Origin of the sequence: Psychrobacillus sp. NPDC093180 (assembly GCF_044754065.1) — a bacterium.
Lineage (GTDB): Bacteria > Bacillota > Bacilli > Bacillales_A > Planococcaceae > Psychrobacillus.
This window is the reverse complement of the sequence record NZ_JBIVOJ010000017.1, coordinates 12421-29687: the sequence shown is the minus strand read 5'-3', so window position 1 is coordinate 29687 and position 17267 is coordinate 12421. Positions and strand designations below refer to the sequence as shown.

Here is a 17267-nt window from a genome sequence, read left to right as displayed (position 1 = left end):
AGCTATTCTCCAAAATTATTAGACTGGGCTCACTTCGTAGCCAAGTTCAGAAAGTGTTATGTGCATTTTTTGTTTTAATTCTTCAGAGGCAGGTACGAGTGGTGAACGTACCGTTCCGCCTTTTAGTCCAATCATGTCAAGTCCAGCTTTTACCGGGCCTGGGCTAGGCTCCGCTTCAACGTAATCATAGAGTGGTAGCAGCTTTTGGTTGAGTGCAATTGCTCCCTCAATATCTCTTTCTTTTGTGAATAAATCATAAATTTTAACAATCTCTTTTGGTATTAGATTAGGAATGATTCCGGTTGCTCCGTCTCCTCCAACAGCTAATGTCGGTAAAATCAGATGTTCGTATCCTGTCAATACAGAGAAGTCTTTTTGATCTTTTGTCAGTCCAATTACTTTACATGTATGTTCTTGGTCTGTTGTATTCTTGACACCAACAATTCCTTCAATTTTACTTAATTCAGCGATCAACTCAGGAGAAAGCTCCACGCCTGTTGCAGAGGGATAATGATAGATGACAATCCCGATACCGGATTGCTCTGCAATTGTTTTATAGTAGTCGATGATGCCCGCTTCACTTGTCTTCATATAATAAGGCGTAATAACTAACGCACAATCCGCGCCAATTTGCGCTGCATATTTCGTTAGTTCAAGTGTTTCTTCCGTTCTATGGGCACTTGTTCCAGCCATAATCGGAACACGGCCATTCGAAGCATCGACTGCTGCTTTTAAAACAGATTTTCGCTCCTCTAGTGTCATCAGTGAATATTCACCTGTACTTCCACCTGCAAGCAGACAGTGGACACCCCCATTAATTAGGTGCTCAATCAATTCGTTATACGCCTCAAAATCTACCTTTCCTTGTTGGTCAAAAGGGGTTGGCATTGCTGGAATCATTCCAAATGGTTTATACATAGTTCATTCCTCCAATTTTTTATCTATTAATAGTTTGCTACCTTTTCGAATTGTTTGTAACGTGAAAAGTTTAACCTGTCTATGTTAAAATCTGTTTCTTCTCCTGCGATTAACTGCGTAATCATTCTTCCGGTAATGGGGGCCATACTGATGCCGTCACCTTCGTGCCCGCTTGCTATAAAAAAGCCTGGCACCTCCTCGACTTCAGAAACGATTGGCAAATGATCAGCCACCCACGGACGAATACCAGCATACGCGCGAATGCAATTGATATCTTTGAGGATTGGCAGAAATCGAATCGCTCGTTCAGCAATTCCTCGCATAACATCATTTTCCGAACTGATATCGTACCCTTTAAATGCACGATGTCCTCCTAGTAGAAAGTTATCAGCTTCTGTCGGTTCAATTGTAAAAGCAATATTATTCTCTTCTACAAGCTTACTGACAGCACGTTTATAGGTAATATCTTCAAATTTAGAAAGCATGTAGCCGAATTCATGCACTTTTTGACTAACGATCGGTTTAGTTTTTTCCGAAATTAAAACCATACCTTTGCGTGGTCGTATAGGTATATCAATTCCTACCATTTGACCAATCTTCGCTGCCCAGACACCTGCACAGTTAACAATATGATTTGTATGAAGCGTTGTTCTATCTGTTTTAACGGATTCAACACGCCCATCAGGTCCTTGATTAATTTCTCTTACTTCGTGGTTTGTGAATAGCTTAAGTCCATATTTTTTTGCTTCTTCTATAAAAGCAAAGCATACTAAGTAAGGGTTCATCGTGGAATCGACTTCCGTCCAGATTCCACCTCGTAAGTCTTTTGCCAAATAAGGTTCAATGTCGAGCAGTTCCTTGTTATCCACCATTTTCATGTCATACCCATCGGCTATTTGTTGGGCAACGTAACCTTGCGCAATTTCAAGCTCTTGTTCCGTTTCACAAACATACAAGCTCCCTCTTGATGAGAATTCAAAATCAAATGAGAACTCCTTTGCTAACTCTTTATAAAGCTGGATACTTTTATATCCTATTGCTGTATCAATGCCTGGTTTCTTATCACAAATGAGCGCTACTGCATCACAACGACTAGATGTTCCGTGTGCAATGTCGCCTTTTTCTACAAGTGCTACGCTGTAGCCTGCTTTGGACAAATGATAGGAAACACTTGAACCGATAATACCAGCACCTATGACGACAATATCAAAACTGGTCATGATGGGACCTCCTTATGCCTCATAACTCGTCAACCTTTATACCATCCAGACGGTTGCACATGAAGAGAGATGTTAATCTGTTTTGTCAATAAATACTCTTCAAAGCCGTATGTTCCTAGATCTGCGCCAATTCCGCTTTGTTTGTAGCCACTCCACGGTGCCTCGTTAAAAGTTGGATGATAGGCATTGATCCAATTAATACCTGCTTGCAGACCACGGATAACACGTTGTGCTTTCGCTCCATCATTGGTAAATACAGCAGCGGCTAATCCAAAGTCAGTGCCATTAGCCAACTCTAGCGCTTCTTGTTCTGTTTCAAAAACTTGAATTACTAGTACTGGCCCGAAGATTTCTTCTTGAACTATACGCATATTCGGTTTTGTGTTTGTAAAAATTGTTGGTTCGATAAAGTTGCCTTTCGCAAGTTCACCATCCGTTATTCGATTTCCTCCACATAACAGCTCCGCGCCCTCTTCCACACCAATTTTCACGTAGTTTAATACACTTTCCAGATGATCTTCTGAAATAAGAGGACCCATTTCCGTGTCTTTATCCCAGCCTGGTCCTATTTTAATTTTTTTTGCCCGTGCAACAAGCTCAGGTACAAACTTGTCATAAATAGATTTCTCCAAAAGGAGGCGTGAGCCCGCGGAACAAACTTGTCCTTGACCTGCAAATATTGCAAGCAGCGCATAGTCAACTGCCGTATCAAAGTCAGCATCCGCAAATACAATATTCGGGGATTTCCCACCAAGTTCCAGGCTCACCTTTTTAATCTTATCTGCTGCATCTTTCATTATTTGTTTGCCAGTCGATGTACCTCCAGTAAAGGAGATTTTATCTACATCAGGATGATTGACAAGCACGTCGCCAATAACCGAACCAGAACCAAGCACCAGATTCGCAACACCACTTGGAAAGCCGACTTCATCTAAAATTTCAAACAACCGAATGAGCGTTAATGGTGTTTGCGAAGCAGGCTTGATAACAAGCGTACAACCGGCTGCCAATGCTGCCGACATTTTCTGTGCAGCCATGACAAGCGGATAATTCCAAGGGACAATTTGTGCAACAACCCCTATTGGTTCACGGACAACCATCGCTTGTATCTCATCCGGTACCTCATAGGTTTGACCATGTGGCTTTGTAGCAAGGCCAGCATAGTATTTAAATTGATTGATCGCATCTTCCACATCCGCTAGTGAATCCTCATATACTTTCCCATTATTTAATGTTTCTAGCATGGCAAACTCTTCTTTGCGTTCTTCTAACTTACTTGCAACTTTTAATAGTAGGTCCGCTCTCGTTCGGGCATAGACTGTTTTCCATCCATTTTTATAAAAGGCGTCTTTGGCAGCTTTTACAGCTATGTCTACTTCTTCAGCTATACCTTCTGTTACTAACGCTATAATTTCATTATTTGCAGGGTTTATGATTTCCCTCGTTTTATTTGAAACACTTGTAATCCAGTTTCCATTCAAGTACATTCTTTGAACTGTTGTTTTTTCCCGTAGGACCGCTTCAAATTTTTCCATCGTGATTGTCATATCTACTTTTCTCCCTTCTTCAAAAGTTAACGTTTCAGGTCTTCGATTCTAGGCAAACTTTCCATATATTAGCCACCTTGCTAGGTATCGAATCGGTTTTGTTGAAAAAATTGTGCCAATTTACATTTCACACAATGATTTTCAATTCAAGGTTAGTAGTTTCCCTTGATTTATTTTCAGTATAGTCTGATTATTATAATTAGTGAAACGAATGTTTATCATGATATGTATTAATTATTTTCATATTCAAGGAGGCTAAAGTAATGACTATTCAAAGATATGAAATATTCAACAAAGTTGTTCAACTACAGAGCATCACAAAAGCAGGTATCGAATTAAGCCTTACACAATCTGCTGTAAGTCATGCAATTAAAAGCCTGGAAGATGAATTGGGTTTACATTTACTACTTCGCAATAGATTGGGGATCAAACTGACTAGAGAAGGGGAAAAAATATATGAGCATACACTGACCATCATTCATGCTCATCATAATTTACTACAGGATGCTTACGCATTAAATGGATTAGAATCAGGAGCTATAAGAATAGGAACCTTCGCCAGTGTAACGACCCATTGGCTTCCTACTATATTGAAGGAGTTTAAAAGGAAACACCCCGAAATTATCGTTGAAATATTGGAAGATGATTACGAGAGTCTAGAAAATGCGGTTCATTTAGGAGAATTAGATTGTTGCTTCACAACAGCACCTACAAAACATAATATCGATTTTTTACCATTGCACAAAGATAAGTTATTTTGTATTGTTTCAAACGACAATCCTTTACATACACAAACTACTATGAGTCTTCAGCAACTCGAGAAATATCCAATAATTAAACCTAAAAAAGGGTGGGACAGCGAGGTTATAACTTTTTTTAATAAATACAAAATTGATCCAACTGTTAAATTTGAAATTTCTGATGACCAGTCAATCATTGCCTTGGTGCAAGCAAATATCGGAATCAATATTCGTCCTGAACTTGTTTTAAAAAACGCTCCAGAAGGTATTACAGCGCTTGAATTTGAAGATGAGGCTTATAGAATTATTGGTTTAGGATTTACAAATCAGACTTCCCATGCAACAAAAAGCTTTATCTCTATTGTTAAAGAAATCTATCAAACTATTTAAAAAGATACTAAATAAAAAAATATCTGTGTATGTTGTACAAGTAAGTACCTGCACAAACTAATTGAAAGCGCAATAGGGCCCTTAGCCATGCAATAACAGCTCCGCTTTTAGTCAGCGGTGGCTTTAGAGGCCAAGAATGTTTCAAAGGAATTCTTCATCCTAACTATATATTAATAGTTTTCTTCGCTTAAATTCTTGTTCGAAATATTTTAGCTGTGCAACCCTTTAACACTCTGTATAATTCAATTCCGTATCAATTTACAACTTGTCCAGAAAAACATATTGGCGTTGATGTATAATTTAACTAATTACTTAAAAGAATATTCTAACAAAAGTTTTAAAGCGCTTTAATGTTTGAAAGGAGGTAATAATATTTCTCACCTACAAAAAGAACAGCACATCAATTTATGAACTGATTACGCTTAAGTTACTAAAAAATTCACATTTCGAGGAATTATTACTTACACAAGGGGGAATGTAAATGACGAGTCAGCAAGAGCAGTTAAAATCGGACTTAAAGATCCGACATATTAGTATGATCTCCATTGCAGGTGTAATTGGAGCAGGTTTATTTATCGGTAGTGGGGCAGTAATTAACGCTTCCGGTCCAGGGGCGATTCTATCCTATGCATTTGCGGGGGCAATTGTCGTATTGGTCATGAGAATGCTCGGAGAAATGGCGGCTGCCTATCCGACTAGCGGCTCCTTTTCAACATACGCGAGTGATGCGATTGGACCATGGGCAGGTTTTACAATTGGATGGTTGTATTGGTTTTTCTGGGTTGTCGTTATCGCGATTGAAGCGATTGCGGGAGCAGCGATTATGCAGTACTGGATACCTGATTTTCCACTTTGGCTAATGGCACTTATCTTAACTGTATTATTGACGCTTACTAATCTTTTTTCTGTTAAGTCTTTTGGTGAATTCGAGTATTGGTTTTCACTTATTAAAGTCATTAGCATTGGTTTATTTCTTGTACTCGGTCTTTGTGTCATTTTTGGATGGTACCCTGGTGTAAATGCACCTGGAACAGTAAATATACTGGGTGCTGGTGGATTTATGCCAACTGGCTTTGGTTCTGTGTTGCTAGGAATTACAGTAGTTATCTTTTCGTTCATGGGTACGGAAATTGTCGCAATTGCAGCTGGAGAGTCCGAGCATCCGGGAAAAGCAGTTCGAGTGGCAACTAACAGTGTTATTTGGCGTATTCTCATTTTCTATATTGGCTCTATCGCGCTAGTCGTAACACTATTACCATGGAATTCGGCTAATATACTCGTAAGTCCGTTCGTTGCGGTTCTTGATTATATCGGTATCCCCGCAGCAGCGCAAATTATGAACTTTGTTGTTCTGACTGCAGTTCTTTCTTGTTTAAATTCCGCTTTATATGCAAATTCTCGGATGTTGTTCGGGATGGCGAAGAAAGGCGACGCGCCAAAAGGATTTTTGAAACTAAGTAAAAAAGGTGTTCCAGTTCGAGCAATACTATTCAGTACAATATTTTCATATGTTGCGGTTATCTTTAGCTATACTTCTCCGGACAAAATATTTTTGTTTTTAATTAATTCATCAGGGGCTGTGGCTCTATTAGTCTATCTTGTTATCGCATTCTCTCATTTACAGATGAGAAAAAGGCTGGAAAAGGAGAATCCCGAAGCACTTCAGCTTAAGATGTGGCTTTTCCCTTACTTGACGTATGCAACTATTATCATTATTTCGGGAATATACGTCGCTATGCTTATCATTGAATCATTGCGTGTACAAGCCCTACTCACTTTGCTAATCGCTAGCTTGACCGTTGCTTCTTATTTCATTTTTGTTCGAAAGAAAGATAAAGTCGGGGAATTGAAGGAAGGTATTTTACAAGCTTCCTCCAGGACAATCCGCTAGGTAAAATAGAAAAGACGATATCCGCTTTGTGTAGCGATATCGTCTTTTTTCATTCATTTGTTTTCGGGATACGCTGCATCACCAAAATATCTGTCTCTAATAATATTGCAATGATGAAGCTCGTGACCTACAATAATTGCTATTAATGCACGAACAGTTACTTCTGAATTATTTGCAGTACCGCGACGAAGTAAATCATCCTCTGCTAAGCTTCTAATTAGGTGAATGGTTGATTGGCGCACAATGTTCAAATTTTGAAGAAGATCTTTTACTGACTGTTTATCAAATGATGCGTGTTGGGCATATTCTTTCTCATCAAAACCAGGAAGAGAAACAGTATCTCCACGCGAGATAGCTAAAAGTCTATATGCCATTACTCGCTCTGCATCTGCCATATGGCCAATCACTTCTTTTACACTCCATTTTTCAGGTGCATAACGAAAATGAGCTTGTTCATCTGAAATATCGAGTAGTAAGCCAATCGTTTTTTCCATTTGCTTCGTTAAAGTTTGTATAAAGTCTCCATCAGGTACTAGCTTTACATAGTTTGAAAAGTCTGGTGCATATTCGTCTTCCTCCAGTAATTTGTGCATGTAGATTCTCCTTTATCGTTAATACTTTTACATATTCGGTGAACCATCTATTTATTCGTTTTACCAATTCAGTCGAGTACCATTAAATATGTTGAAGATCTTCTTTTAAGATGGAATACATATACAAATCTTCAAATTTACCATTTGCGAATTCATAATGTCTTAACAATCCTTCTTTTTGAAAACCTTGTTTTTCTACTAGTTTTTGAGATGGCACATTCGTTTGTTCAATTAATGCCTCAATTCTTTCTAATTGAAAATGCTCAAAACCATATTGAACGACCGCTTCTAACACCTCGCTGGCTATCCCTTTACCCCAATGAACTTGACTCAATTCATAACCAATTTCTGCTCGGTAATGTTTAGGTTGTCTATTAAGAAACCCGCAACTTCCTATTACCTTACCGGAATCTTTTAGGGTAATGCCCCATCGAATTCCTGTCCCTTCTTCATATATAGATTGATACCATTTTATTTCATCCCATACGTCTTCCACTGATTCAAAAGGTTCTAACCCCATCGGCTTTACAACATCTTGATCCGATAAATATGTATACATATCTTTAGCATCGTCTATTGATACTTTTCTTAAGATTAATCTGTTTGTTTCTAATGTAGGAAAATCTTTTTCCATTGTATTTAACTCCTTTTAATTCCTTGATTATCTTTTTAATGTATCCCCAATTTTAGAACTTCATCTAAGATTTGCAGCGATAGCTCATGGTCATTCATCACATAAGGAAGTTCTTCTGGCTCCACCCAGATCCTGGTCTTTGTTTCATTCTCTCTTAAAAAAGGAAGACACTCTTCAATATCCATTCGATAAAACATTTGATAACCTATTAGAGGATATGGGCCATCTTGTACAAAGTGAGGGTTACCTTCGTGGTTCACTTCCACTGCACCAACGTACTTTATCTTTCCCTTCACATATCCTTCTTCATATGCCTCCCTATGCATTGCTTCTTCAGGAGTTTCTCCAAACTCTATATGTCCTCCTGGAATGTTGAAGCCCCTTTTTTTCACTTCAACCAACAAAACTTTATCTTGACTAAAACAATAACTATGAACACTTGTCACAATTTCATTTGGGCCTATGCTTTTGTGGGGATGCCATTGAAGACTAATTTTATGTCCTCCCCAATCAACATATATTTGTTCATTCATGATAAACCTTCTTCCCTTCTTCCACAAAGTAATTGGTGGAATAAATAGAAAATTAACTCTACTAAACTATTATACCAATTTTAGTTGAACGTTCTACATTGAATTCATCTCTATTTCATAAAATCTATTGAACGGTTAACTTCCATCAAAAGGAAGGAATGTCTTCAGAAAAGGTTAAACTTTAGCTGAAAAGGGTAAAAAGACAAATAGAAGAATCGATACTCTGCAAAATAGGGGCACTAAACTGAGGGCTAACGCAGAATATGTATCATTCGTGTAATCCCTAATATTATTTATCACATAGGAGGTGAAGTCTTACTTTAAAGTAAGACAGCTTATTGACTATATTAAATCTAGCGATATTCATTTTTTTACTAGTATTAACCGGTTTTTTCGTGGCAACCGAGTTTGCCATCGTGAAAGTGCGAAACTCACGAGTTGACCAGCTTGTTGCAGAAGGACGTAAAGGATCTCTTGCAGCAAAGCATGTAACCACACACTTGGATGAATACTTGTCAGCGTGTCAATTAGGTATTACTGTAACCGCACTAGGAATTGGGATGGTAGGCGAATCAACATTTGAATTCATCTTACATCCATTATTCGAAACTATTGGGATAGGCACTGATTATATCCACTTCTTTACGATAGGAGCAGCATTTGCAATCGCCACTTTTTTACATGTAGTTGTTGGAGAACTCGCACCTAAAACGGTTGCCATTCAAAAGGCAGAATCAGTGACACTTGCTTTTGCAAAGCCAATTATGATTTTCTATAAAATCCTATATCCATTCATTTGGCTCTTAAATGGTTCCGCTCGTGTGTTAGTTGGTTTAATAGGGATGAAGCCAGCCTCAGAACATGAGCTCTCCCACACGGAAGAAGAACTTCGTCTATTGTTAGCAGAAAGCTTCAAAAGCGGCGAGATCAATCAGAATGAATTGAAATATGTTAACAATGTTTTTGAATTTGATGAGCGTACTGCTCGTGAAATTATGGTGCCCCGCACAGAAATTGTTGGATTTGAAAAAAATGCAACGTTTAATGATGTAGTAACGATTATTTCAGAAGAACGTTATACACGTTATCCTGTTTATGAAGAAGATCGAGATAATATTATCGGTTTTGTTAATATTAAAGACTTTTTGACGCAAGGTATTAGCAATCGAATTACAGCAGAATCATTCGACTTAGCAAAGTTTACAAACCCTGTGATCAATACTATTGAAACAACACCAATCAATAATTTATTAGTAAAAATGCAAAAGGAGCGTATTCATATCGCTATTTTGTTGGATGAATACGGTGGCACATCGGGCCTTGTTACAGTAGAGGATATTTTAGAAGAAATCGTTGGTGAAATTCGCGATGAATTTGATAATGATGAAATAGCAGATATCCGAAAATTAAAAGATAACCATTATATAATTCATTCAAAAGTGTTATTAGAGGACGTAGCCAAATTATTAAACATTGAAATAGAAAACCCAGATGTCAATACAATCGGTGGCTGGTATTTCACACAAGATACAGACCTAGCAGAAGATAACTATATCGAGCATGCTGGATATGAATTCTCGATTTATGAAAAAGAGGGACACCAATTGCATTTTATTGAAGTAAAAAAATAGCTACTTGCACATTAGCAGCGAAACTCCTAGGGAATAAAGAACCTAGGAGTTTTTTGCAAGCTAATAGATTTAGAATAGCTCATAATTTTTAGTGCTTATAAGGTATTTATCGGGCTGCTTTTTCCAAACATCATTTGACAACTATCTGATTTTTACTATTATTTTCCCTTTCGCCCTTCCTGACTCTGCATATTCCATTGCTTTCTGAGCTTCTTCAAAAGGAAAAACTCTATCAATTATAGGTTTGATTTTACCAGTCTCAATAAAGTTTGCGATTATACGCAATTGTTCTCCACTTGGCTTCATAAACAAAAATGTATATCGAACATTATGTTTTTTTTCAAGTTTAGTAAGTTTAGTACTTGCTATTGAGAACAAGAAAGTTTTCAAAAATCCAGAACCAGATTCTTTACCAAACCGAGCATTCGGCAAACCGGAAACGGAAACAATTTTCCCTCCGCTTTTTACCACTTCGAATGATTTATCGAGTATATCGCCTCCAAGTGTATCAAATACGGCATCATAATTTTTCAGTATCTCTTCAAATTTTTCTGTCTTGTAATTTATAATTTCATCTGCACCAAGAGATTTTACTAGATTTGCACCAGCTTCGCTTGCAGTCGTTGCAACAGTGGCGCCCACTAATTTGGCCAGTTGAATAGCAAAGGTACCGACACCACCGGCCCCAGCTTGTATCAAAACTTTTTGTCCCTTTTGTACTTGTAAAATGTCTGTTAGGGCTTGATAGGAGGTTAATCCAACCAGCGGGATCGATGCAGCTTCTTCAAAGCTCAAATTTTTAGGTTTTAAGGCGATGTCATCTTCGTGAATAGCAATATATTCAGCAAAAGTACCGATTTTACTCTTACGTGGTCGTCCATATATTTCGTCACCAATCCTAAAACGAGTCACTTTAGCTCCAACCTTTACAACGACACCCGAAAAGTCATTCCCTAAAATAAGAGGCATATTATATTTAACTAACATTTTCACTTTCCCATCACGTATTTTAAAATCTATAGGATTAATACTTGCCGCATGAATTTCTGCGAGTACCTCATAATCACCAATTTCCGGTGTGGGTATTTCTTCCAAACGCATTGAAACTTTTCCATATCTATCAATAACCATTGCTCTCATAGCCTATACCTCCAAATAAAGTTTGTTTATATTTCATCATTTCTATAAAAGTTCTGCATGAACTTATCAATATCCGACACAAGCGTTCTTAATAAGCCTAACTCTGTGCGTACATTAATATAATAAAAGTTTTTTGTCCCTTCTTTACGCATTAAAATAACTCCTGCATCTCGTAAAACCTTCAGATGATGGGATACAGCAGGTCGAGAAAGATGTGTTTGTTCAGTGATTTCTCCCACACGCAATCCTGTTTGACAATCCGTCCCCATTAGAACTAGCAAGATCGATTGACGTGTTTCATCACCTATGGCCAATAGTACTTTCTGAGAATTAATAAAATCCTCTTTGATCATACTTAGTTGTTCCTGTTTATTCATTCAGTAAAATACCTCCAATAATCTGTTCAATGGTTTAAGTTGATGAACCATAATGCTGAATACAACCATATACCATTGTTAGGTTAGATTCAATATTGAGAAAGAAAATCGAGACGAATACATATTATGTATGGGAAGCTTTACTCCGTTATTATAAAATAAACACTAGAGAAGTAATCTAGAGTTCTTCTAAAAAGAAGTACCCCCCTGAATCGTATAGTAAATTTATTACGATTCAGAGGGGTGTTTCTTTTACTTGTCTATTTTATTTTAGACCACATTTTCGTTCTCTTACTTCCTCTTTACTGCGAGCTTGACCGATACATTAAGTGGTTCTTTATAAACTCCAGTATCATCAAGCGATAATAATTCTTCTTTTAACTGTTGTTCAAATGACCGGACATTTTCACCTAAAAATCGTTTCGTACCATAAGAAGTGGAATATATATTACCGATAATAGAATCCACTGTCCATACTTGTTCGTAAGTTGGCATCTCGTGGATCTCTAAGTCAAATGTGGAATTTGAAATAATAGTTTGATGGCTAATGGTGGGATGAGAATATGTCGTGTTGCCTGCTCTTCTTTCATTTCCATACCAATGCTTGACTACCTCGTCGACTTTCTTTTGCCATGGTAACTGCTCCTTATTAGGGGAGTAATTATCAATAATCGCTACCCCACCGCCAGGAGCAACCATTGCATCTAAAGTTTCGAGAACCTTTGCTCGATCCATCCAATGAAAAGCCTTTGCGATTGTCACCAAACGAAATGTTTCATCCGATTTCTCTTGATATGTATCGAGATCGCCAGTAAACCATTCCACATTTTCTGCTCTAATTTCTTTACTTAGGCGTATCGCTTCATCAATCATTTCTGACTCCGTATCAATTCCAACTATCCCTTCAAACCAATCAGTGAATCTCAACGCTAATTGGCCAGTTCCACAACCTAAATCAAGCATTCGATCGCTACCATCGAGAGAAAATCTTTCAATTAAAAACCTAATTAATGTTGCTGGATACATTGGTCTAAAACGTGAATAATAACGAGCCGTCCCTTTGAATAAATCTTCTCCATAAGCTGTCATTGTTAATGCTTCCTCTCTTCCGTGTATGAAGCTTTTAAAAATCCTAATACGTTACTTACAAACTTTTCTGTTTCCTCTAATTCAGGAAAATGGGCACTATTATTAAATAAAATCCATTCACTGTTCGAAAGATTTCTATGTATTAGATTGGATATTGGAATTCCCGTACTCCTATCGTAAACACCAGTGATGATTAATGTCTTATGAGGGATATTGTTAAGCCGGTCATATAGCGGAGGAGTTACAGGGTGTTCCTGCAAAACTGTTAACATCCGTCCTGTGTTATGTAAATTACTTTCTATTACTAACTCTCGGTATTTTGAAGCAACCTCTGGATCCACAAAGAGTAGTCGGTCAATTGTTTCCTGATCAACAATTTCCCATACTTGTTTGTATTTATGTTCAATAGAGGTATTTTTCTTAAGTATTTCTTCTATCTTATTTACTAGAGTCAAATCTGCAATCGACAGAAAACCAGCTATTTGAATCATATATTGCGTCTTTAGATTGATCAGACTAGGACCTGATAAAATTATCTTGTTTATAAGGTATGGGAAGTTTGAAGCGAACTCAAGCGCTAACTCCCCTCCAAACGAGTAACCTAGTAAGTCTATTTTTTCACTACCTGCCCATTCAATAATTTCCCAAAAATCATCAACTAATTCATTCATGCTATAAGCATTATCGTCAGTTGGTTTACCACTTCTTCCACATCCACGCTGCTCATAATATACAACTGTTCTATCTTCAGACAGATAAGGACCGACAGTTTTTTCGAAAGTATAAAGGTTACCACCTGGACCCCCGTGAATAATAAATAAAGGAATCGTATTATTTTCTTTTCCCACAACCTTTATCCAATGGTTTACTCCATTTATATCTATTTGATATTCCCCGTTTTCTTTATTCATAATGACTCCTTTTGCCCATGTTTATTTACTTTCTAAACAGTCCTGTTCAATTTTATTTCAAAAGTAGGATGAGTGACATAATCCATATATTTTATTTTCCCATCCAATTCCAAATAAGCTTTAAATCTAGTTCGAATAGCTGGAGCTGTTACGAAATCAAGCACTTTCTCTTGCGCTATCCACTGACTATTTGATGTTTCCTCTGAAGTAGCCAGTTCTCCTCCTAATGGTTTGCATATAAAATCCACCATTAACTTCGTTGGAACATCTGTTACCCCGTCGTAAAATTTATGAATTCCTGTATTGGAATAAACACCAATTAGTTTTGATACAGCTACATCTATCCCACTTTCTTCTTTTATTTCCCTGATTAAAGCATCCATTAGGTTTTCTCCCACTTCTACTTGGCCTCCAGGGAATACCCAACCACCATGATGTGTCTTTACCAAAAGAATATTTCCTTGTTCATTCTCTACGATACCGCCTACTGCTACAATATGCGTTGGCATTACCATTGCTTCAACCTCCCTAGGTTTATTAATTTTACTTTTTATATGAAGCTAATTACATTCTATATATAAAATTCATTCTTTATCATTTGGCTACTTCCATTGCTCCCTATTTATCTTTTACTGCTTTGACAATGAAAAAATGCGGGTTTTTCATTAACTTTTCATATTTTTCTGGTTCCTTCATCTGAAATTCTTTCGTTGGCTGCGGTTCTACTATTTTCACCAAAGAAAAATAACGGAGTGTTTCGCTTAGTATTTCTTGAAGCGGGCGACGATAAAATGGAACATCGATTAGTTTTCCTTCCCTTTTCCATTGATCGACAATATATTCAGTGGAAAAGTAGTCGCCATTCTCGGATAATTTTATATCCATAAATGGATGATGCACGGAAAATAATAATATCCCATTTGGTTTTAAAATTCGAAGAAACTCACTAAAAGGCTTGCTCCAATCTTTCATATAATGCAGAACTAAAGAGCTCACAATGACATCAAACGATTCACTTTCAAAAGGTAACTCTTTCTCTAAATCTAGACATAATACTTCTGCATTTTCTCCTATTCGCCTCTTTGTGGCCTCTACCATTTTAGGGCTAATATCAGTTGCTGTGACAACAGCACCTAAGTTAACTAATTGGGATGTATACCAGCCAGCTGCACATCCAGCATCTAAAACATGCTTATCTCTTATGTCTATTGGAAGTAATTTCATCATTGCAGGTCGTTCGTATTGGGTGTTAAACAGACTTTTTGTATCCACATTATGTTCATAATCATTGGCCAGTTGATTATATGTTTCTTTTATATTCACTATTTTTCCTCCCAAAATTTAATAGGTTAAATCAAATCTATTCTTGTAAAAGTCTTGAATAGTATTACCCAAGCATGGGGGATGAAGTTTAAACCTGCCCAATATATATGATTGTTTCGTTCGGTACAAGAAGCATGCCGTCAGCAGCATACTTATCAAACAAATAATTCAGCTCTGTTAGATAGAGATCATATTGTGCATCGTTTTCTTTTAATGAATAGGACGCAGACAGATTTCTTTCGATAAACTTTGATTTATCAAATGGTAAATTATTTGGAAAACGATATACGGTAAAGTTGCTAAAGAACTTTTGAATGCTTTCATCCATATATCCGATTCCTCCGCTAAAACCTTTGAAATCTGGACAAAATCTCCGAAAAATTTGTTCGTTCTCTTTTACCAATGGACTTTCCATTATTCGGGAGTTCCATATTAACATAACCTTTCCGCTCTCTTTGATAATGCGCTGACATTCCAATTTGAATTTTTCTGTATTAAACCAATGAAATGCTTGGGCCACTGTGATAAAATCTACGCTTTTATCGGGCAGAGTTGTATTTTCAGCTGCTCCATTCACAGGATGAAACGTCGTAAACTGTGCCAATTTCTTTTCAGATTCTCTACGCATATCCTCATTTGGTTCCACTCCATATACATGGCATCCAAGATCAAGTAAAACGTTCGAAAAAATTCCTGTGCCAGAACCAATATCGGCAACAAATGAATTTTTTCCGACTCCACTATCAGACAACAAACGAACCAACTCATTTGTATATCCAGGTCTTGCTTTAGCATAAACTGCAGCTTTTCCATCGAATTTCTGTGTATTGTCCATTCTAAGCTCTCCTCTCTTATTTCACGTATCAATTTACCAATCAGCGAAACGCACTCAATTCATTTAGTTTGATATTTCTTCTCGCGTACTCTTCCAAAAGACTTTTAACCTTATTCATCATTCTATTTTATTCCTTATTTAATAATCGTTGGTTTCCATCTTTTTAATTAATTCTTCGAAAATTTATATACACCAACCAATAAACATAGCATGCTTAAAGCCCAAACAACGCCGGCAATCCCTATACGCAGTGAGATCTCTTCAGATGCCATTAGATGGTTAGTATCAAAGGAGATCGCCCCTAGTAAAAAGTAAACGGCTACTGAGAAAAGTAATAGATGCAATAATATCCAAGTGTATACATAACTTTTATGTTTATTTTTATACCAAATCAATGTTGTTGTTATTATTACAATTCCCATAACAATTACAAAACCACCTATTAACAAACCCATTACTTCTTGTTCTAATGACATTAGAAAACTCCTTTTAATTTTACGCTATAAAAACGCATCGCTTTTGGAACGCCTTCTATTTCAAAAATCCCTTGTAAAATTAATTCACGTACTCGATATTCGAAAAAAGCATCGCCAACATATTGTTCTGAGCTTCCAAGTACTTCTCCGATTAACCGTGCCGATTTCATAAAATCGGGCTTCGTTTGTTTATTATGCAAATAGCGCAATTGCTCGATAATAAATGTATCGAAGTAATTTTCTGGCACACTTTTAATTTGGTCATCCTTCCAAATACGCAGTACTTCAGTTGTTTTCGAAAGTTTTCCCCATTCTTCTGCAAGTTTGTTACGGAGTTGTTCTGTTAATGGCTGTTCATTTTTGTAGGTTTTATAGATCCTATTTAATTTATCATGTCCCAATTCTCCTGTATGAACTGGAATGATGTTTGGCCATAGATGTTGAAAAGCTGTACTAATATTAAGGAGACGAATGTCATTTTTCTTTTCTTTCAGGATTTGCAAAACAAATCGTGCGCCGATTTGTTCATGGGCATTGTTTGCTGTCCATATGTAAATTGGTATATGCTCAGGTATTGCCTTTATTTCTGACAGCGTTTGTATAAACTCTTCTATATAGGTATGTGTGGTCTCTTCGTCCAAATTAATATGTAAGAACAACCACTTTTTTCTTTGTTTAAGTCCTTCTTCGGTGTGTAGTTGGTTCACGGGACCGATAGAAAACAAATCGGAAAATCGAATTACCTTCTCATCACTTGGTAGTGCTATTTTTAAGCTTCCTGCCGTCGAATCCCCAAACACGATATGTATTGTATGATAAGGCTGTTGTTTTTGTTTAGAGGAATACTGTAGCAATTCCTGATACTTTTTTTTCATGTTTTCAGTAAATTCACTTTCTGTATAGCTTTTTTTCTCTAGCAATTGAATTTGTAAAAAATGTTGGAGTAACAGTGATTTTGCTTCCTGCTCCGATAATTGCTCTATGAATTTTTTTAATTCCTGTATCATTTATTTATCACT

The 17267-nt window shown here is 37.0% G+C and carries 18 protein-coding genes; 3 read left to right on the top strand and 15 right to left on the bottom strand.

Annotated elements, in window-relative coordinates; all coding sequences use genetic code 11:
• Window positions 1-18 precede the first annotated feature (18 nt).
• From dapA to ACIP9W_RS20025, 3 genes are read right to left on the bottom strand one after another with little or no spacing between them, the layout of a single operon-like run.
• Window positions 19-918 carry a 4-hydroxy-tetrahydrodipicolinate synthase gene (dapA, locus tag ACIP9W_RS20035; RefSeq protein WP_400792906.1) on the bottom strand — a complete coding sequence of 300 codons (900 nt, stop codon included), beginning with the start codon at window positions 916-918 and terminating at the stop codon, window positions 19-21.
• 26 nt (window positions 919-944) lie between these two features.
• Window positions 945-2138, bottom strand: coding sequence for an NAD(P)/FAD-dependent oxidoreductase (locus ACIP9W_RS20030; RefSeq protein ID WP_400792904.1), 1194 nt, complete (start codon window positions 2136-2138; stop codon window positions 945-947).
• Between the two features lie 29 nt (window positions 2139-2167).
• On the bottom strand, window positions 2168-3685 hold the full coding sequence (locus ACIP9W_RS20025; RefSeq protein ID WP_400792903.1) for an aldehyde dehydrogenase family protein: 1518 nt from the start codon (window positions 3683-3685) through the stop codon (window positions 2168-2170).
• Window positions 3686-3948: 263 nt separating this feature from the next.
• On the opposite strand from ACIP9W_RS20025, the gene ACIP9W_RS20020 reads away from it, so the two are divergent.
• Entirely contained in the window at window positions 3949-4815 is an 867-nt protein-coding gene (locus ACIP9W_RS20020; protein WP_400792902.1) for a LysR family transcriptional regulator, read from the top strand.
• 481 nt (window positions 4816-5296) lie between these two features.
• Entirely contained in the window at window positions 5297-6706 is a 1410-nt protein-coding gene (locus ACIP9W_RS20015; protein ID WP_400792900.1) for an amino acid permease, read from the top strand.
• A gap of 53 nt (window positions 6707-6759) precedes the next feature.
• On the opposite strand, the gene ACIP9W_RS20010 is transcribed toward ACIP9W_RS20015, so the two are convergent.
• From ACIP9W_RS20010 to ACIP9W_RS20000, 3 genes are all read right to left on the bottom strand, one after another.
• Window positions 6760-7299 carry a DinB family protein gene (locus ACIP9W_RS20010; RefSeq protein WP_400792898.1) on the bottom strand — a complete coding sequence of 180 codons (540 nt, stop codon included), beginning with the start codon at window positions 7297-7299 and terminating at the stop codon, window positions 6760-6762.
• Window positions 7300-7381: 82 nt separating this feature from the next.
• Window positions 7382-7933, bottom strand: a complete 552-nt coding sequence (locus ACIP9W_RS20005; RefSeq protein WP_400792897.1) for a GNAT family N-acetyltransferase — start codon at window positions 7931-7933, stop codon at window positions 7382-7384.
• A 35-nt stretch (window positions 7934-7968) separates the two neighbouring features.
• Complete coding sequence (locus tag ACIP9W_RS20000) at window positions 7969-8466, bottom strand: NUDIX domain-containing protein (RefSeq protein WP_400792896.1); 498 nt, start codon at window positions 8464-8466, stop codon at window positions 7969-7971.
• A 338-nt stretch (window positions 8467-8804) separates the two neighbouring features.
• Between ACIP9W_RS20000 and ACIP9W_RS19995 the strand changes: the two genes are divergently transcribed.
• Window positions 8805-10097 (top strand): hemolysin family protein, encoded by a 1293-nt coding sequence (locus tag ACIP9W_RS19995; protein WP_400792895.1) that lies wholly within the window; start codon window positions 8805-8807, stop codon window positions 10095-10097.
• Between the two features lie 141 nt (window positions 10098-10238).
• On the opposite strand, the gene ACIP9W_RS19990 is transcribed toward ACIP9W_RS19995, so the two are convergent.
• From ACIP9W_RS19990 to ACIP9W_RS19950, 9 genes are all read right to left on the bottom strand, one after another.
• Entirely contained in the window at window positions 10239-11237 is a 999-nt protein-coding gene (locus ACIP9W_RS19990; RefSeq protein ID WP_400792894.1) for an NADP-dependent oxidoreductase, read from the bottom strand.
• Between the two features lie 26 nt (window positions 11238-11263).
• On the bottom strand, window positions 11264-11614 hold the full coding sequence (locus tag ACIP9W_RS19985; RefSeq protein WP_400792893.1) for an ArsR/SmtB family transcription factor: 351 nt from the start codon (window positions 11612-11614) through the stop codon (window positions 11264-11266).
• 291 nt (window positions 11615-11905) lie between these two features.
• Window positions 11906-12703 (bottom strand): class I SAM-dependent methyltransferase, encoded by a 798-nt coding sequence (locus tag ACIP9W_RS19980; RefSeq protein WP_400792892.1) that lies wholly within the window; start codon window positions 12701-12703, stop codon window positions 11906-11908.
• Window positions 12704-12705: 2 nt separating this feature from the next.
• Window positions 12706-13614: an alpha/beta fold hydrolase gene (locus ACIP9W_RS19975; RefSeq protein ID WP_400792891.1), complete on the bottom strand. Its 909-nt coding sequence runs from the start codon at window positions 13612-13614 to the stop codon at window positions 12706-12708.
• 32 nt (window positions 13615-13646) lie between these two features.
• On the bottom strand, window positions 13647-14129 hold the full coding sequence (locus ACIP9W_RS19970) for an NUDIX hydrolase (RefSeq protein ID WP_400792889.1): 483 nt from the start codon (window positions 14127-14129) through the stop codon (window positions 13647-13649).
• A 103-nt stretch (window positions 14130-14232) separates the two neighbouring features.
• The gene (locus ACIP9W_RS19965) at window positions 14233-14937 is read right to left on the bottom strand and encodes a class I SAM-dependent methyltransferase (RefSeq protein ID WP_400792887.1); all 705 of its coding nucleotides are present in this window, start codon (window positions 14935-14937) and stop codon (window positions 14233-14235) included.
• Window positions 14938-15025: 88 nt separating this feature from the next.
• The gene (locus ACIP9W_RS19960; protein WP_400792885.1) at window positions 15026-15772 is read right to left on the bottom strand and encodes a class I SAM-dependent methyltransferase; all 747 of its coding nucleotides are present in this window, start codon (window positions 15770-15772) and stop codon (window positions 15026-15028) included.
• A gap of 167 nt (window positions 15773-15939) precedes the next feature.
• Window positions 15940-16248 (bottom strand): hypothetical protein, encoded by a 309-nt coding sequence (locus ACIP9W_RS19955; RefSeq protein WP_400792883.1) that lies wholly within the window; start codon window positions 16246-16248, stop codon window positions 15940-15942.
• Window positions 16248-17255 (bottom strand): DUF1835 domain-containing protein, encoded by a 1008-nt coding sequence (locus ACIP9W_RS19950; protein WP_400792882.1) that lies wholly within the window; start codon window positions 17253-17255, stop codon window positions 16248-16250. Before ACIP9W_RS19950 ends, ACIP9W_RS19955 begins: the two co-directional genes overlap by 1 nt.
• Between the last annotated feature and the right edge of the window lie 12 nt (window positions 17256-17267).

Coding starts and splice junctions, on each gene's coding strand:
- dapA (WP_400792906.1), bottom strand. CDS start 918: ATGTATAAACCATTTGGAATGATTCCAGCAATGCCAACCCCTTTTGAC.
- ACIP9W_RS20030 (WP_400792904.1), bottom strand. CDS start 2,138: ATGACCAGTTTTGATATTGTCGTCATAGGTGCTGGTATTATCGGTTCA.
- ACIP9W_RS20025 (WP_400792903.1), bottom strand. CDS start 3,685: ATGACAATCACGATGGAAAAATTTGAAGCGGTCCTACGGGAAAAAACA.
- ACIP9W_RS20020 (WP_400792902.1), top strand. CDS start 3,949: ATGACTATTCAAAGATATGAAATATTCAACAAAGTTGTTCAACTACAG.
- ACIP9W_RS20015 (WP_400792900.1), top strand. CDS start 5,297: ATGACGAGTCAGCAAGAGCAGTTAAAATCGGACTTAAAGATCCGACAT.
- ACIP9W_RS20010 (WP_400792898.1), bottom strand. CDS start 7,299: ATGCACAAATTACTGGAGGAAGACGAATATGCACCAGACTTTTCAAAC.
- ACIP9W_RS20005 (WP_400792897.1), bottom strand. CDS start 7,933: ATGGAAAAAGATTTTCCTACATTAGAAACAAACAGATTAATCTTAAGA.
- ACIP9W_RS20000 (WP_400792896.1), bottom strand. CDS start 8,466: ATGAATGAACAAATATATGTTGATTGGGGAGGACATAAAATTAGTCTT.
- ACIP9W_RS19990 (WP_400792894.1), bottom strand. CDS start 11,237: ATGAGAGCAATGGTTATTGATAGATATGGAAAAGTTTCAATGCGTTTG.
- ACIP9W_RS19985 (WP_400792893.1), bottom strand. CDS start 11,614: ATGAATAAACAGGAACAACTAAGTATGATCAAAGAGGATTTTATTAAT.
- ACIP9W_RS19980 (WP_400792892.1), bottom strand. CDS start 12,703: ATGACAGCTTATGGAGAAGATTTATTCAAAGGGACGGCTCGTTATTAT.
- ACIP9W_RS19975 (WP_400792891.1), bottom strand. CDS start 13,614: ATGAATAAAGAAAACGGGGAATATCAAATAGATATAAATGGAGTAAAC.
- ACIP9W_RS19970 (WP_400792889.1), bottom strand. CDS start 14,129: ATGGTAATGCCAACGCATATTGTAGCAGTAGGCGGTATCGTAGAGAAT.
- ACIP9W_RS19960 (WP_400792885.1), bottom strand. CDS start 15,772: ATGGACAATACACAGAAATTCGATGGAAAAGCTGCAGTTTATGCTAAA.
- ACIP9W_RS19955 (WP_400792883.1), bottom strand. CDS start 16,248: ATGTCATTAGAACAAGAAGTAATGGGTTTGTTAATAGGTGGTTTTGTA.
- ACIP9W_RS19950 (WP_400792882.1), bottom strand. CDS start 17,255: ATGATACAGGAATTAAAAAAATTCATAGAGCAATTATCGGAGCAGGAA.